General features: G+C 54.6%; 14 protein-coding genes. 3 read left to right on the top strand and 11 right to left on the bottom strand.

Features of this window, described 5'->3' with window-relative positions:
- Nucleotides 1-57 precede the first annotated feature (57 nt).
- A complete protein-coding gene (locus KP699_RS01530) occupies nt 58-1521 on the bottom strand; it encodes an NAD(P)-binding domain-containing protein (protein ID WP_215761398.1) in 1464 nt (487 codons plus the stop codon).
- Nucleotides 1518-2525, bottom strand: a complete 1008-nt coding sequence (locus tag KP699_RS01525; RefSeq protein WP_086656199.1) for a LysR family transcriptional regulator — start codon at nt 2523-2525, stop codon at nt 1518-1520. Before KP699_RS01525 ends, KP699_RS01530 begins: the two co-directional genes overlap by 4 nt.
- Nucleotides 2526-2655: 130 nt before the next feature.
- Between KP699_RS01525 and KP699_RS16335 the strand changes: the two genes are divergently transcribed.
- The 3 genes from KP699_RS16335 (at nt 2656) to KP699_RS01510 (ending at nt 7740) form a co-directional block, all read left to right on the top strand.
- A complete protein-coding gene (locus KP699_RS16335) occupies nt 2656-3798 on the top strand; it encodes a peroxidase-related enzyme (RefSeq protein ID WP_252346719.1) in 1143 nt (380 codons plus the stop codon).
- Between the two features lie 40 nt (nt 3799-3838).
- Complete coding sequence (locus KP699_RS01515; RefSeq protein WP_215761397.1) at nt 3839-5131, top strand: MFS transporter; 1293 nt, start codon at nt 3839-3841, stop codon at nt 5129-5131.
- A 146-nt stretch (nt 5132-5277) separates the two neighbouring features.
- A complete protein-coding gene (locus KP699_RS01510; protein ID WP_215761396.1) occupies nt 5278-7740 on the top strand; it encodes a TonB-dependent siderophore receptor in 2463 nt (820 codons plus the stop codon).
- Nucleotides 7741-8254: 514 nt separating this feature from the next.
- Here the strand turns inward: KP699_RS01510 and KP699_RS01505 are convergent.
- The 9 genes from KP699_RS01505 to ftsY form a co-directional block, all read right to left on the bottom strand.
- On the bottom strand, nt 8255-9682 hold the full coding sequence (locus tag KP699_RS01505) for a glucosyltransferase domain-containing protein (RefSeq protein WP_215761395.1): 1428 nt from the start codon (nt 9680-9682) through the stop codon (nt 8255-8257).
- Nucleotides 9683-9726: 44 nt separating this feature from the next.
- A complete protein-coding gene (locus KP699_RS01500; RefSeq protein ID WP_215761394.1) occupies nt 9727-11406 on the bottom strand; it encodes a glycosyltransferase family 39 protein in 1680 nt (559 codons plus the stop codon).
- A complete protein-coding gene (locus tag KP699_RS01495) occupies nt 11400-12155 on the bottom strand; it encodes a glycosyltransferase (RefSeq protein WP_212354063.1) in 756 nt (251 codons plus the stop codon). The genes KP699_RS01500 and KP699_RS01495 overlap by 7 nt, the downstream gene beginning before the upstream one ends.
- A gap of 26 nt (nt 12156-12181) precedes the next feature.
- The gene (atpF, locus tag KP699_RS01490; RefSeq protein ID WP_179194618.1) at nt 12182-12676 is read right to left on the bottom strand and encodes a F0F1 ATP synthase subunit B; all 495 of its coding nucleotides are present in this window, start codon (nt 12674-12676) and stop codon (nt 12182-12184) included.
- 35 nt (nt 12677-12711) lie between these two features.
- Complete coding sequence (locus tag KP699_RS01485) at nt 12712-13293, bottom strand: ATP synthase F0 subunit B' (protein ID WP_025827913.1); 582 nt, start codon at nt 13291-13293, stop codon at nt 12712-12714.
- A gap of 47 nt (nt 13294-13340) precedes the next feature.
- Nucleotides 13341-13565, bottom strand: a complete 225-nt coding sequence (locus KP699_RS01480; RefSeq protein WP_003624142.1) for an ATP synthase subunit C family protein — start codon at nt 13563-13565, stop codon at nt 13341-13343.
- A 53-nt stretch (nt 13566-13618) separates the two neighbouring features.
- Nucleotides 13619-14368, bottom strand: a complete 750-nt coding sequence (locus KP699_RS01475) for a F0F1 ATP synthase subunit A (RefSeq protein ID WP_077930613.1) — start codon at nt 14366-14368, stop codon at nt 13619-13621.
- 61 nt (nt 14369-14429) lie between these two features.
- On the bottom strand, nt 14430-14729 hold the full coding sequence (locus KP699_RS01470) for an AtpZ/AtpI family protein (RefSeq protein WP_025827925.1): 300 nt from the start codon (nt 14727-14729) through the stop codon (nt 14430-14432).
- Nucleotides 14730-14862: 133 nt separating this feature from the next.
- Nucleotides 14863-15807: a signal recognition particle-docking protein FtsY gene (ftsY, locus tag KP699_RS01465; RefSeq protein ID WP_215761393.1), complete on the bottom strand. Its 945-nt coding sequence runs from the start codon at nt 15805-15807 to the stop codon at nt 14863-14865.
- Nucleotide 15808 lies beyond the last annotated feature (1 nt).

Below are 15808 nucleotides of genomic sequence, written 5' to 3'. Positions count from 1 at the left end.
TACCCACGGGGGGCATGAACGAAAAGTCTTTTCTCCCGCGCCCCATGCATCACGGCTTCAGAACCCGACATCCTGCCATTCATCACCAAAAAGTTCTGGTGTGTTGAACTGTTCCAGATTGCGGTAATGAATTTCCCGGTCTTCCACAAACAGACTGCTGACAATTCCTTTTGCCAGCCGGTCCGCGCCATCACTGATCGCCGGAATATCCCCGCTGACTTTCCCGTGTGACAGGGTTGCCGGAAAACAGAAGCAGTGAATTTTTTCCAGCGCCGGGCAGTCAACGCCCTCTCTGGGCTGAAACTCAAAGGCCGGTCCCAGATCCGGGGACAGTTCCAGTTCAGGGTTCAGCACGCCGGAGGGATTATCTTCTGCCGCAGGTGTGAAACGATCTTTCCAGAAGCGGATGCTGGAGGCGATGGATTTCAGCTCTGGCCGCTGCCCGATATCCACAGCAAACCCTGTCGCCGCGATCAGGAAATCGGTTTCAAACACACCACGCGGCGTTGTGACGCGCAGATGCTCTTCCTCCACGGCCACTGCCTCCACCGGACACCCCAGATGGAAAAACGCATTGGGATGTTTTGAAACACGCAGCGTGCTGGGGCGCGGCGGCGGCGTCTGTGCCGCAAGCGTGTAATCCAGAAACCGCCACTTCCAGGAATCGGGGAGCGCCTGAAACCCGTGCACAACGCCCTGACTGCCAATACCGGTAAATTTGTTAATCCGGGGAATATCCTTACGGCGGATCAGCATATCCACACGTGCAGCACCCGCCTCAAGCGCCTCTGCCGCGTTATCCATGGCAGACGCGCCGGCCCCGATTACTGTCACCCGGCGACCTTTGAGTGCGGTAAAATCAATAGCCTCCTCAGAATGGGCACGAAATGCTTCAGGCAGATTTTTGAAAATGTCCGGCATATAGCCACCACCCAGACCATCCCGGCCCGTTGCCAGCACCAGATGCCGGGCCAGAACACTTTCTTCCCGCCCCTGCTGGCGCAGAAGAAGGTCAAGCAGCCCATCATCCCGAGACCGGATATCCAGAAGCTCCGTCTCATTTTCAACCGGAATATCAAGCACCTTTCGGAACCAGCGCAGATACTCCATCCACGTCACGCGCGGAATAAAACCCAGATCTTCCCACGCATCCACGCCAAACCGGGCCTCGTACCAGGCCCGGAATGTCAGGGCTGGCAGACCAAGGCAGGGGCCCGTCAGTGTTTTGGGGGAGCGCAGGGTTTCCATGCGGGCATATGTCACCCACGGCCCTTCCTGCCCTGCCGGAGCGCGGTCATACACAACATGGTTCTGCACGCCGTAGCGGGAGAGCATGCCGGAGGCTGCCAGTCCGGCCATGCCGCCGCCAATAATCACCACATCCCGCACCGTGCGGTTCTCCACGCACTGCTCCGGTACCCAGCTCTTTGCGGGAAGTTCAAGCCAGGAGAGATCCTGCTCCAGCCGTTCTTCAAGTTTTGCAAGACCACCGGGCAATTCAGAAGGGAAAGAAAGCGTCATACCTGCCAGTCTCCGGGCAAAGGGGATAAAGAAGGGCCACCCAGACCATGCAGGGCCTCTTCCGTAATTTCAGGGCTTACACGCTCGTGCAGCACAAATTCCGGCAGTTGCGCAGCGGACGCCGTGCGCAGAGCATCAACCAGTGCGTCCAGCCCCGGCGTAAGCGGGCGGCCTGAGGCTTTTACAATGCCAAAAAAGAAGGGAATGGCTGTGTCCAGCGGCCTGACCACAGTGTCCTGCAAGAGCAGGCCACAGGCAGTGGCAGGCTCTACAATGGCAACCCCAAGCTGCGCCCGGACCATAGCCAGAGCGGTCACGCTGGTGTTGGTATCAATAAATGAGGGTGGAAACCCCCCTATTTTTGCAAAGGCTTTTTCCACACGGCTGCGCAGGCGATACGGGTTGGCAATTGTCACCAGCCTGCGGGATGCCAGATCCGCCAGCCGGACAACCGGGCTGGACACAAGCGGGTCCGCCTTATCCAGCACAGCCACGCAGCGGGACTGCCCCACCCACAGCACATCCAGCTCCGGATGGCTGACAGGAAAGCTGGCCGCCCCCAGATCCGCCGTACGTTCCATAACAGACTGCACGACCCGCTCAGCACTGACAGACTGCACATGCACGGCTTTAGGCAGCAGGGCCGGAGGGAGCTGCGCAAGCGCATACGGAATCAGGCCGGTCGCCAGAGCCGGGATGGCTGCAATTTCAAAAGAGGGTGCCTGATCCTGCGCAATTGCCGCCACGCGCTCGTTCATGCGCCGGACATTCGCCATAAGCCGCTCAGCATCCATATGGAACAGCATGCCCTGCTCCGTCGGCACAATGCGCGGGCCATTCCGATGAAACAGCGCAAAGCCGAGCGAGGCTTCCAGTTCCTGAATAAGGCGCGTCATCGCAGGCTGGGAGCGCCCCAGAAAACGGGCGGCCCCCGTCAGGCTCCCTACGGCGACCACCGCACAGAAGGCTTCAAGCTGTTTCAGGTCAGGAAGATCAGGCTTCATGAGTCGAGACTGTATGCGGGCTGCAAACCTGCATCAAGAAAGAATTTGGAAAATGGATGATAATCTTCTTGCTATGCATAAACCGGATCAATATCGTGCGGTATAGAAACGATTACGGACCCGCTTCTGCATGGACATTCTGCCCTTCCTGACGGCCCTCACGACGTCTGCCACCGGACCGCATCGCCATAATCTGGCTGAGGTAATGACGGCGCGCGCGGATATTCTGAGCATGAGCGCACAGGCGAACGCCGCCGTTGTTTCCCCGCAAAAGCCGGGGCGCCTGAGCCACAACCTGCGCACTGCCCTTGCAGCCCGCATGGCACGTCTGTCCTGCGCGCCAGCCCTTGCCGCGATTTATCTGGAGACTCTGGACAGACTGAACCCCGCGCCCTCTTTCACCGCGCTGGCCCAGAACGATGCGCTGCCGGAAGCCGACGCATTTCTGACAGCACTCGTCCGGTATGCGGATCTGGTCACTGTGCGCCCGAAAGACGCGACACAGGCGGATATTGAAGCGCTCCGGCAAGCCGGGCTTACGGATGCGGAAATTGTGCATCTGGCCGAACTGATTGCCTGCGTCAGCTATCTCTCCCGCCTGACGCTGGGCATGCAGGCCCTCACAGACGCTGAGGCGGGCACTCCGGCAGACACACAGGCACCGGCAACAGACCACCAGACTGACGCTCCCGCACAGGCACGCACAGCAGGTTTCACGGCCGAACCGCTGGAGTGGATTCCGTACCTTCAGCCCGTAAAACTGGAAGACGCGACGGAAGAACAGCGGGACGCGATGAAAATCACCCCGTCCAACACCAAAATTTCGGACTACGTGCTGACACTGGCGCATGACCCGGAAAGTCTTGCGGTACGGTCACCTCTGTTCAACGCGATCATGTATGGTCGCGATGGCCTCTCCCGCGCTGGGCGGGAAATGGGGGCGCTGGGCTGTTCTCTGATCAACCACTGTCTCTATTGCGCGTCCGTCCATGCCCGGCGCTTTATCCAGCTTACAAAGCGCCCGGAACTGGTGGAAACCCTTTTTTCAGAAGGGCCGGATGCCTGCCTGAATGATGAATACTGGCAGCCGATTTTTGATTTTTCCGTCAAACTGACCCGCGCCCCAGCCACATTCTCCAGCGCGGATGTGACGTTCCTGCGGGATCACGGCCTGTCTGATCTGGAAATTTTTGATCTGATTTGCGCGACCGGCATTTTCGGCTGGGCCAATCGCCTGATGCATACACTGGGTCACTCCGTTTCACCCCCTTAAAAATGGCCTTCGCCCCACGGCGTTTTGGAAAGACACCGACATGATGGACAGATCGCACACAGCCCGGACACGGTGGGGCGCCATTATCGGATCAATCGGCGGGAATGCGCTGGAATGGTATGATTTCACCATTTTTTCGTACATGATCCCGATTATCAGCACGCTATTTTTTCCAAAATCTGCCGGGAGTGTTTCGGCTATTCTTATGTCAACCGCCCTGTTTGGTGTCGGGTTTTTTACCCGGCCCCTGGGCGGCATCTGCCTTGGTTTATATGCTGACCGCCACAGCAGGCAGGAAGCAATGACACTTGGGATGGGGCTCATGGCAGTCGCCGTCGCACTTATTACCTGCGCCCCCACCTATGAGCAGGCCGGAGTCACCGGTGCGGTCATGATCGCCATTGCGCGGCTGTTACAGGGATTTTCCGTCGGCGGCGAATTTGCGACATCGACGACATTTCTTGTTGAAATCGCGCCTCCCGGCCGCCGGGGCTTTTTTGGCTCATGGCAGATCACCGGGCAGATTATCGCGCAGGTTCTGGGCGGCAGCGTTGGTTATCTGATGACAACATGGTGCACACCAGAGCAGGTTCATGCCTGGGCGTGGCGTCTGCCTTTTGCTTTCGGTCTTTTTATTATTCCTCTTATCCTGACAATTCGCCTTAAAATGTCTGGTGCAGCGGCAGGAAAACGGAAAACCGTCAAAAATCTGGGCATGATGCAGAGCCTTACGGCTCAGTGGCGGGAAATTCTGACCGGGATGGGTTTGGTGACAGCCAGCACCGTTTCTTTCTATATTATTTACGGATATGTCGTGACTTACGCGACAAAAATCCTGCATCTTTCCCTCACAGGATCTTACCTTGTGCAGATGTCGGCTGCGGCCTCCATGCTGCTCGTCGTCCCATTCAGCGGCTATCTCTCTGATTTCATCAATAAAAAAATCATTATTTTCGCAAGCCTTGCAACCTATCTTGTTATTTTATGGCCACTTTACGCGTGGCTTGTCGCGTCCCCCTCCATCACGCGCCTGATTATCATGCAGATCAGTCTTTCTTTTGTCAGCGGGATGTTTCTTGGCTCCTATTGCACACTGATCACGCAGATCCTCTCACCAGCTTCCCGCACCACCATGCTGGCCATTGTGAACAATATGGTTGTGCTTGTTGTTGGTGGATTCTCACAACTGATTGTCACATGGCTTATCAGCATTAGCGGAAAAGCCATGGCGCCTGCTTTATTTGTTATGAGTGGAGTCGCAATCGGCCTGATAGCAGCCACCTATCTTTTACTCAGTCCCATTTCCGAACAAACACCTGAAAAAACAACCTAGAAACCAGATTTCTCCATCAAATAAATAACTATATTTTTAGTGTTTATGTATTTTCACGAAAATTGTAGATTTTTTGTTGCTGTTTTTAAATCCTCTCATATAATTAAGTCATTATCCGATTCACCCTCTTTTTTCTGGTATAGCCCATGATAAAGAAAAATCTTGCTCTTGGTGTTCTTGCCAGTCTGGATCTGACGGGATCAGCATACGCAGCAACCACAAGCACAACCACACAGACCAAAGCCGCGGAAGCGGAATCTGTGCTGGTTTCTGGCTCTGTAACCACCGGCATTGGCGCGCTTTCCAACAATACGCGGCGGCATAGCACCACGCATGTTGAAGTTGTCAGCGCCAAAGAGCTGATGGCGACCGGCCAGACCAACGTGATTGCCGCACTGGCTCAGATGGCTCCCGCCATCAACTCCCCTCCCGCTGGCGGGATTGGGTCAAATAACGTTGCCAGACTGATGATTTTGAGAAATCTTGGTCCGGATGAAACGCTTGTTCTGGTCAACGGAAAACGGCGGCATCTGGGGGCAAACTTCAACTTCAATACCGGTCCCGCCACAGGGTCCCAGCCCACTGATATCAGCCTGATTCCCATCAGTGCGATTGACCATGTGGAAATCATCATGGACGGTGCAACAGCCCTGTACGGGCAGGAAGCCATTGGCGGCGCCGTGAATATCGTTTTGAAATCCACACCGGGCAAAGGCTCCGTCAACCTTCAGGACAGCGGCTATTATGCCGGAGATGGTGTCGGGATTGATGGTTATGGGGACTATAATTTTTCACTCGGGCACCACGGGGGCTTCCTTGACCTTGCAACCCAGATCACCCATCAGCAACCAACAAATCGTTCCGGCTTAAATACGAGTCAGAAGTATTTCAGCCTGCCCGATGGGTCTCTGGACCCACGCGAGCAAAAAATCGGGAATGATGTAAACCGTATTCAGGGTATCAGCCGGTCTCTGTCCGAGCTATTCAGCGCCAATGGCTCCCTTCCGGTTACAGACAAGATTTCTCTTTATACCACAACAACCTATAGCCATCGTGATGTGGATGCGCCGGGCTTTTTTCGCACGGCCAATAATGATGCAAACGTGCGCGCCATTTTCCCCAACGGGTTTTCTCCGCACCTCACAACGGAAGAAAACGATTTTCAGGTAAATGGTGGTATCCGCGGCCGGGATCTGTATGGCTGGAACTGGGATGCCTATGTGCTGTATGGTCGAGACCAGCTCCGCTACGGCGCGTATGACACCATCAGCCCGACCTACGGCCTGAACAGTCAGACCAAATTCTATAATGGCACCAACATTGCCTCTGATCTGACAGCAGGTTTTAAAATGTCCCGCGACATTCCCTCCACCATTCTGGCCAAACCGCTTGGCGTGGAACTGGGCGGGGAATACCGGCACGATACTTTTCAGATGACTCAGGGAGACACACAATCCTGGGGAGATGGGGGCGTTGCCATTCTGGATGGCCCGAACGCAGGGAAAGCCGCGGCACCGGGTGCGTCGGCCTATTCCGGCACACCACCATCCGCTGCGGGTAATCATTACCGTGATATTTTTGATGGCCACGTCAATCTGGACCTGTGGGCCACAAAAAAATGGGAGTGGACTCTGGGTGGGCACGCCACAAACTATTCAGACACCATAACGGCTTTTACCGGCTCCATTGGCACACGCTATAACTTCAACAAACGCTGGGCCTTACGTGCAAATATCAATACCGGCTACCGTCCGCCCACGCTGGCTGGCCTGTATTACAGCACTATTTTCTCCACCCCCGGATATCAGTCTGCCTACGCGTCCTCCGTCAGCCAGATTGCCCGCCTGCTTGGCGCAGAAGGCCGCAAAGGAGAATATTCACGCAGCTACAGCGTCGGGATTGACGCAACACCCGTTGATAATTTCCACATTACTGCCAACCTCTATCGCATTGGCATTAACGACCGACTGGAAAGCACGTCCAACTTTGGTGGCACATCCATTGAGGGTCTGCTTGAAAGTGCCGGAATCTCCGGCGTGCGATATGTGCAATATTACACCAACCCGGTAGATACCGTGACCAATGGGGGCGATGTGAATGCAACATATCTGCTTAATCTGCCACAGGGGCACAGCCTTCAGTTTGGTGTGAACGTGAATGTCGCGGATACGCAAATTTCGCGCTATCGCAAAACACCTTCTATTCTCGCGGCTTACGGGCAGGATTATTATAATAAATTCTCCCAGAATGACCTGCTGCATACCTCGCCTAAAAACCGGGAAACACTCTCTCTGGTCTGGCACAAAGGGCGCTACACGCTGACTATTCAGGAACAGCGTTATGGCAGCGTGACGTTTATTGTCAGCCCCTCCCAGCCCTCTTCCACATGGACCAAAGTGCGGCCGCAATGGAATACGGACATCAATCTTGATGTCGGCATTACAGAGCGCGCACATGTCACGGTGGGCGCAAATAACCTGTTTGATAAATACCCTACACAGGTCAGCCGCGCCGCTGCAGCGCCCACCGGCTCCTACCGTTACGCCACCTATTCTCCCTCAGGCTTTATGGGAGGCTATTATTATGTGCGTGGATCTTTTAACTTTTAAGGCATCTGAAATACTCAAAGACGTTTCTGCACAGTCCCTAAGTCCAAGGGGGCTTTGATAGACCAGTCAGGATATTCTTACATAACTTGTTTTGGCGGAGCATAATCAGTGAGCGTCATGCTTATGCTCTGCCGCGACACTATTCATAGTCTTTTGTCACATATGCTATGGTGTCGTAGGACCCTTCTTCCTACGTCACGACCGCGAAGAGACTTAAAGCGTCTCTCTTCTGCATCTGATCACTTCGGATTTCGACCATACATATTTTCTGCTTCAGGCACTCGCGTCTCACCGCGCTGCCTTCTGACAACCCGACGAGAGCGAATTCCCAAAATAAATTTTGGGAACTCGATCACAATAAGACTAAAATGGCATATGCCACTGATTACAGCTTATTGATAAATATCTCTTAAAAAAATATAGGCGTGTTTCTTTCAAAAAATCTCTTCAATTTTCGACAATCTTTTGCTTCGCTTTCAAAAGCATGATTATGAGATCGTTTACCCCTGACAAGCTATTTCATACAAACCACAACAACGTCGTTGATTTTCAGGACATCCCAACGTTCAGGCTCTCGCGGGCAGACTGAAGCAGGCATGGAAACAGACCGCAGGTCCGCACCACTTAATTTGCGCAAAAGCGGCACCGGACTCCACGCCGTTGTAAAGGCCGAAGAGGCATAGTCCATTACCGCAATCGTGTTTAACTGCGCGATATTTCTCCAGCTACTGACAACGGAGATTTTTTCACCATTATAAATACCAGCAACATTTTTAATATCGCTCAGAACAGCATTTCCAATTTCAATATCACGTTGCGTTTGCTCCCGTCTTTCCATGAACAAACCAGCCTGATTATTGACAGACAGCAACAAAAAAACTGCGCCCAGATAGAATGCAGGCTTCTGAAACTGTGCATGATAAGAAAATATTTTCTGCACTACAAAGATAAGCAGCACAGGATAAAGAAAAGAATTACATGTTAGAGACCGAGGGGATGGCCAAAAAAGATCAAACGGTAAATTAAACGGATTTTCCGCAAACACTAAGCAGGCGGCGAGACTTAAGAGAGCGAAAAAATAACAATAATTCCTTTTGGAAATCAGCATATATATTAAATACAGACTCATTACCAAAATAGATGAAAAATATAGAAATCTTTCATGCATTGGAAATATAGAAGAATATTTTCCATTGAAAAATTGATAAAATATATCCGCAAAATATGGCTTGATATTATGTATCAATGCCGAAAAATGTACTGGACGCCCCCATTCCGGCCCGATGCATTTTTTCATGACCAGAAAAATTGCGCAGGACACGACATACACAAAGACCGGACGCCATGTTAGCTCAAGAAACAAAGAGTCTTTTGGTTTAAACAGAGCTGCATATAAATAGGCGCATCCTGCAGCAAGGATAAGAAGCTGCGCCGCCACCTGATAGGACGTGAGCGTAATAACTGAAAGAATGATTGCCGCAGACAAGCCCCAAAAATTCTTGCATGTTCTTAAAAAATAAAGCGCGCCCCCCATGGCAATCCATGAAATACCATAGTTCCAGTAGGCCATTGTGAAAGACGATAAATCTGCCATGAACCCCTGAAAGGCCACAGCAATACAGAAAAACGCTATATATTTTAAGCTTATGCCGACATAACGAGAGAATTCGTAGCAGAAATAAATAAGCCCAGCAGAATATAGCAATGAATTAATAATAACATTGTCAAAATAGTTTATTTTTAACCAGCGAATAGCATAGCTCAGAGCCAGTATAAAATACCTATAATTTGTATAATTCCCTGAGATGAAGGAATTTTTTGCGTCTTCTGAGTAACGAACACCCAAATCATCCGCATTAAATATAAAAAAATTGGCAAAGCAGAGAGAGAATATTGGTAACAAAATTATAGCGTAATAGATCTTATTTTTTGAAAAAAACATTTTACTCTCTCGAAATCAATGACCTATCGGAAAAAAGAAAAACCTCACCGTGCTATCTTATACAGGCTGATAGTCAAATGATGACCATTGGAATAGTTGACACCAGTTACAGAACCATAGGTGCGTAGACGGTCACGGGCGGGGCCGAGGGTTGCCAGAAATGCCTCAGTGTTTTTGACGTCCACCAGCGCCACGGTGCAGGCTTCATTGTTTAGCATCCGGTGGGCTGCTTCTTCCGGTCCTTCCAGATGCACTTTGCCACCCATCAGGAACACGAGACTTGGCTCAGAAAATGAGACGGACGAAACCTCAGTCTGGGCACAAGGGCGATGTGCATTGACCAGTGCAGTCAGGCGCGGCGCCATCCAGATACTGTGCAGGCGCGGCACAACCACCAGAAACAGGCCCGTGTAGAGCAGCATCGCGCAGGCCGCACTTGTCAGCAACGCCTTGCGTAATTCCGAACGACAGATGAAGACGACGGACAGGCCGACCAGCGGCAGGCTGCCCCCAGCCAGAATCAGTGCTGCGGGAGAGACCACATGCTCCAGCTTCCATAACAGGATGGGGCCAGCCAGAGCCAGCGCAACGCCAGCAACCGTCCAGAGCACGCCATAAGCGCACAAAACCAGCCGCGCCCAGAGCGCACGCGGCCAGCCTGCCCACACAGGCGCCCCCTGTGCCAGCATACCCGCCGTAAGGATGGCGATTGCCGGATAAGTCGGCAGCACATAATGCGGAAGTTTGGTGGCGATCAGCTCAAACACTAGCCAGTGCGGGAGAATCCAGCACAAAAGATATTTAACAGGCAGAAGCGTCCGGTTTTTCCAGACCGCAGGCAAAGCCGCCGCTGCGAAAAATGAACCGGGCCAGAAGGCAATCAGAAAGACCAGCAGATGGTAGCCCGGCGGCAACCCATGCGCCTGCTGGCCTGATGCCACCTTGCCCAGAAAATTGGTGCCCACAGCACGGCGGAAAAACTCACCGTGACTGACAACACCAATCGCAATGCACCATGGCAGCAGAATAGCCAGAGAAATCAGCCAGCCCCACAAAGGCCGCAGCCTGCGCCACAGACTGAAATTGCGCTCCACAACGGCCAGACATAGAGGAGTTGCCAGAGACGGAATGAGAATCACCGGCCCCTTGAGCATCAGGCCACAGCCAATCGCTCCCCAATACAGAAGAGCGGTGCGCAGCGGCGTGGGACGTTCTGCCTCACGGTCACACAAGGCCCGCAACAAGCCAGCCTGCGCCAGCAGGACACTGAGCAACAAAGTTGAGTCAATCGTGCCCATCCGGTTCTCTGCCGTCACCAGTACAGAGACCATGAGCAGAAGGCCTGCGCCCAAACCAGCTGTCGAGCCGAACAGCACTGACCCCATCCATGCCGTCAGCACAACGGAGGCCGTCATAGCCAGCAGAGACGGCAGACGATACGCCCAGACCGCGCGGCTTTTCAGGGTCCCCGTCGCGGCGACGGACGCCGCTTCCAGCCAGTAAATACCGGCGGGTTGCAGATAACGCGGTTTATCCTGAAAGCGAACATCTACAAAATTACCGCTTTCAAGCATCTGGGCCGTCGCTTCCATATAGCGCGGCTCATCCCGATCAAACGGGGGCGTCGAGGCCCGTCCCGGCAGAAAGAGGAAAAACGCAAATAAACCGAGCAAAGCCAGCGCACGCCCGGACAGGCGTTGCTGGCCCCAACGTGGATTTAGCATTCGCGAACCGAGCGCGGCAGGCGGGTCCGGTTCCGCAGCCAGATAACACCCAGTAAATCACGGATCCCCACCAGCGCACGGTTAAAATTGGTATATTTTGACTGCCCATGCAGACGCGGGCGGTGCTTGACCGGATGGCACAGCAACGGCACGCCATAAGACGCAAACAGCGCAGGCAGAAAACGATGCAGGCCTTCAAACTGAGGCAGTTTTAAAAAAGCATCACGCTGGAAAAGTTTGATCGGCGCACCTGTATCCGGGCATTCATCGCGCAGCAGGCGGCGGCGCAGACCATTGGCAAAGCGGGTCGCAAAACGGCGGGACCAGCCATCTTTCCGCTTTTTACGCACGCCCACCACGAGGGGTGGCGTGCCGTTAGCAGAGCGCCCCAGACGCAGGAGGTCAATCAGTTCCCGCGGATCATCCTGACCGTCGCCATCGATAGTGGCAATCCATTCACCCCGCGCGGCGGTAATACCGGTGCGCAGGGCCGCAGACTTTCCGCAACACTGATCATGGGAGAGAACACGTAAACCGGGCAGAACCTCGGCGCGCATTTTCTGGAGGACGGCAACGGTATCATCCCGGCTGCCATCATCTACAAAAACGACTTCAGTTTTCGGCAGATGCTCAAGGGCTTCCGCCAGTTCCTGACAGACAAACGGGAGATTATCCCGTTCATCCAGAACAGCAATAACAATGCTCAGAACCGGAGTATCATCACTCCGGGAGGGAGAGACCGCGCTCAAGCCGGATCAATCAGCAAACGCGCGGTTCAGGCGGCTTGACGCGCAAGAGCGGTCGGCAGGTTGGCAATAGCCTGATCAACCAGTGCTTCTGCCTTCTGCTGGTCAAGGGACTGGCCAATGACGCTACGGGCAGCTTCCACAGCCACATCGACAGCCGCCTGACGAACTTCCTTGATGGCTGCGCGCTCTACGGCGGCAATCCGGTCACGGGCCATCTGTTCATGCCGCTGCACGGCTGCTTCAGCTTCGGCACGGGCTTTTTCAGCCAGTTCGGCCGCGTGCTTCAGGGACTGCTCGACCACGCTTTTGGCTTCAATCAGAGCCTGCTCACGCTCACGCGTGGCATCTTCCAGCATCTGCTCGGCTTCCCGGCGCAACTGGGCGGATTCGTCCAGTTCCTGACGGATGCGGGCGGCGCGGCTATCAAGAATGGTCGTGATAGGCGTCCAGACCTTACGGCCAAAAAAGACGAAGAACAGAACGAAGGAAACAGCGACCCAGAAACCTGCTTCGTGAAAAATGCCAGACATGACTTTATATTCTCCCGGAGCCGGTCTCAGATATTCTGATGCGCGATCGCGCCGTCAACCTTCTGCGCCACAAGCTGGGCGTCAGGCGTGACACCTGTCAGGCGGGAAACAAGCGCCTGTGTGGTATCAGCCGCAATTTCTTTGAGCGTACCGAAAGCCTGAGCTTTTTCGGCAGCAATCCGTTTTTCAGCGTCCGCAATTTCGGCTGAAAGACGGGCGTTGATTTCTGCCAGTTTCTGATCCGCAGCGCGCTGTTCAGCGTCCAGCGTTTTCTGCAGATTGGCCTGAGCCTCAGCCATGGCATCTTTACGTGCCTGCTGGAGTTCCGCCACGGCTTTATCCGCATCCTGTTTAGCAGAGCGCGCAACATCGAGATCACCCGAGATCCGCTTGCTCCGGTCTTCCAGAACGCGACCAACGCGGGGCAGCATAATCTGGCTCAGCACCAGATAGAAGCCCAGGAAAATCACAGCCCCCCAGATGACCTGACCGGTCACCAGAGGGTTGTGAAAATCAAGCTGAGGCATCCCTGCGGCGTGTGCACCAGGTGCAGCCATTACCAGAAGAGACACGCCGGATACCGTAGCGAGTAAACCGGCACGGACAATCTTCATCATGACACCCACAGGAAGGCCTCCCTTTTCCTACCGTTTTATCAGACGAACAGGATCAGGAACGCGATGAGAAGCGCGAACAGCGCGATAGCTTCTGTCAGCGCGAAGCCCAGCATGCCCAGACCGAACACGTGCGGACGGGAGGCCGGGTTGCGAGCAATGCTGCTCACCAGCGTTGAAAAGATGTTGCCGAGGCCGATACCAACGCCGGCGAGGGCGATTACGGCGATACCTGCACCGATTTCCCGGGCTGCAGCGATGTCCATATCAGTCACTTCCTTGTTAAAAAGTACAGTTCAAACGAAACGGGCAAAGCAGCTCAGTGAGCCACGGCCTCCCGCAGGTAGATGCACGTCAGAATGGCAAACACATAGGCCTGCAGCACACCAACAAGCAACTCGAGAGCCACCAGCGCCACGTTAATGGCAATAGGCCCTATCGCAAACACATCACCCACGACGCCAAAACCGGCGAGCATGATGACAAAGCTTGCGAAAATATCGAACATGACGTGTCCGGCGACCATGTTTGCAAACAGTCGGATGGACAGGCTCACGGGACGAGAGAGAAAGGACAGGATCTCAATCGGGATCAGCAGCGGCGCGAGGAACATGCTGGCACCCGCCGGCATGAAGTGCGCAAAGAAGCGGATACCCTGCACCTTGAGCGACACGATAACCGTCAGCAGGAACACCATGACAGCAAGGCCGAGGGTGACTGCTATGTGACTGGTAAAGGTGAAGGAGAAAGGCAGCAGGCCGATATAGTTCCCGGCCAGAATGAAGAAGAACAGCGTGAAGATGAAGGGGAAGAAGGCAGCGCCCTCCGGCCCGATAGTATCAACCGCCATGCTGTGAATGAATTCGTAGCACACCTCGGCCGCGGCCTGGAAACGACCAGGCACCACAGCAGCAGGACGCATACCGAAATACAGGAACGCAAGAACCAGGCACGCGGCCAGGATCATGTAGAGGGGTGACTGACTGAAGCGCAGCGCCTCACCAAGCCCGCCAAGAACGGGATGAAGCTCGAACTGACCAAGTACGTCGATACTGGAACCGCCCGCCAAAACCGTTCTCCTACTCCACCACTGTGTCCGGTCTATTCTGCCGGATCCTCAGCTTTCCAACTCACTGTTCCGGTGGCTTTACCAGCCGCCAGACATTCAGCACTCCTGCACTTCCGCCCAGCAGCGCGAAGATAATCAGGAAAACAGCACGGGTATGGAGCCAATGGTCCAGTCCCCAGCCCACAGCAACCCCAACCACCAGCGCGGAAATCATTTCCGTCCCGGCTCTGAGCGCCAGTGCTGGCAAGGACTGTTCATCCTTCTCAGCTTTGCTGGCTTTTTCATCTTCCTCAACCCGACCGGAGCGGCGTTCCGCCTCTTTCAGTCGCTTCGCGAAAGACTCGTCGCTGTCTTCACCCATACTTCGCACTCCAGAGGGGTGCAGGCGCTTGCTAACGGCGCTGCCATATCCTGTCAAGGAAGCATCCGTAGCACTGAGCGGAAAATCCGTCACGCATGCAAAAAAAGCGCACCGGCGGACGATTCCGCCTGCATCAGGATGCGGCTTCCGCCCCCATTTCAGGCGAGCCGACCAGCCCTTTGGCAAAGTCCTGCGCCGAGAACGGACGGAGATCTTCCACCTGTTCCCCCACACCTACAGCATGCACCGGCAAGCCAAAACTGTCGGCCAGCGCCACGACAATACCGCCACGGGCCGAACCATCCAGCTTGGTCACCACCAGACCGGTGACATTCACCAGTTCGCGGAACACGCGCACCTGCTCCATAGCGTTCTGGCCCGTGGTGGCATCCAGCACCAGCAGGACGGAATGCGGAGCGGTCTCATCAAATTTCCGCATAACCCGGATAATCTTGGCCAGTTCTTCCATCAGCGCACTTTTATTGTGCAGGCGGCCCGCCGTATCCACAAACAGCAGATCCGCACCCTGCGCCTTGGCCCGTTTCAGCCCTTCAAACGCCAGACCGGCGGCATCTGCGTTCGGTGCGCCAGCAATCACGGGGCAGCCTGTGCGCTCGCCCCACACCTGCAACTGCTCCACTGCGGCGGCACGGAACGTGTCCCCTGCCACCATCATCACCTTCTTCCCCTGATCGGTGAAAAAGCGGGCCATTTTGCCAATGGTGGTGGTTTTGCCAACACCGTTGACGCCCACCACCAGCACCACATGCGGCTTATGCGCCGGGTCGGGTTCAAACGGAATGGCCACCGGGGCGAGCACACTGGCAATTTCATCCGCCAGTGTGTTGCGGATTTCCTCGTCCGTAACTTCCGTGCCGAAGCGCGTCTTCCGGAACGATTCGATAATCCGTTCGGCAACGCTTGGGCCAAGGTCCGCGGTAATCAGCAGATCCTCCAGCTCTTCCAGCGCCTCGTCATCCAGCTTGCGCTTGGTGAAGACGGATGTCAGCCCGCCGCCCAGCTTCTGCGTTGAGCGGGACAGCCCCTGCTTGAGGCGTGAAAAGAAACCTAGCGCCATC

Source organism: Acetobacter sp. P1H12_c (assembly GCF_018811975.1).
In the GTDB taxonomy this organism is placed as follows: domain Bacteria; phylum Pseudomonadota; class Alphaproteobacteria; order Acetobacterales; family Acetobacteraceae; genus Acetobacter; species Acetobacter persici.
Note: the sequence above shows the minus strand (reverse complement) of the source record. Positions and strands in the feature narration are given on the sequence as shown.

Coding starts and splice junctions, on each gene's coding strand:
- ftsY (WP_215761393.1), bottom strand. CDS start 15,807: ATGGCGCTAGGTTTCTTTTCACGCCTCAAGCAGGGGCTGTCCCGCTCA.
- KP699_RS01525 (WP_086656199.1), bottom strand. CDS start 2,525: ATGAAGCCTGATCTTCCTGACCTGAAACAGCTTGAAGCCTTCTGTGCG.
- KP699_RS01500 (WP_215761394.1), bottom strand. CDS start 11,406: ATGCTAAATCCACGTTGGGGCCAGCAACGCCTGTCCGGGCGTGCGCTG.
- KP699_RS01505 (WP_215761395.1), bottom strand. CDS start 9,682: ATGTTTTTTTCAAAAAATAAGATCTATTACGCTATAATTTTGTTACCA.
- KP699_RS01515 (WP_215761397.1), top strand. CDS start 3,839: ATGATGGACAGATCGCACACAGCCCGGACACGGTGGGGCGCCATTATC.
- KP699_RS16335 (WP_252346719.1), top strand. CDS start 2,656: ATGGACATTCTGCCCTTCCTGACGGCCCTCACGACGTCTGCCACCGGA.
- KP699_RS01530 (WP_215761398.1), bottom strand. CDS start 1,521: ATGACGCTTTCTTTCCCTTCTGAATTGCCCGGTGGTCTTGCAAAACTT.
- KP699_RS01470 (WP_025827925.1), bottom strand. CDS start 14,729: ATGGGTGAAGACAGCGACGAGTCTTTCGCGAAGCGACTGAAAGAGGCG.
- KP699_RS01510 (WP_215761396.1), top strand. CDS start 5,278: ATGATAAAGAAAAATCTTGCTCTTGGTGTTCTTGCCAGTCTGGATCTG.
- KP699_RS01480 (WP_003624142.1), bottom strand. CDS start 13,565: ATGGACATCGCTGCAGCCCGGGAAATCGGTGCAGGTATCGCCGTAATC.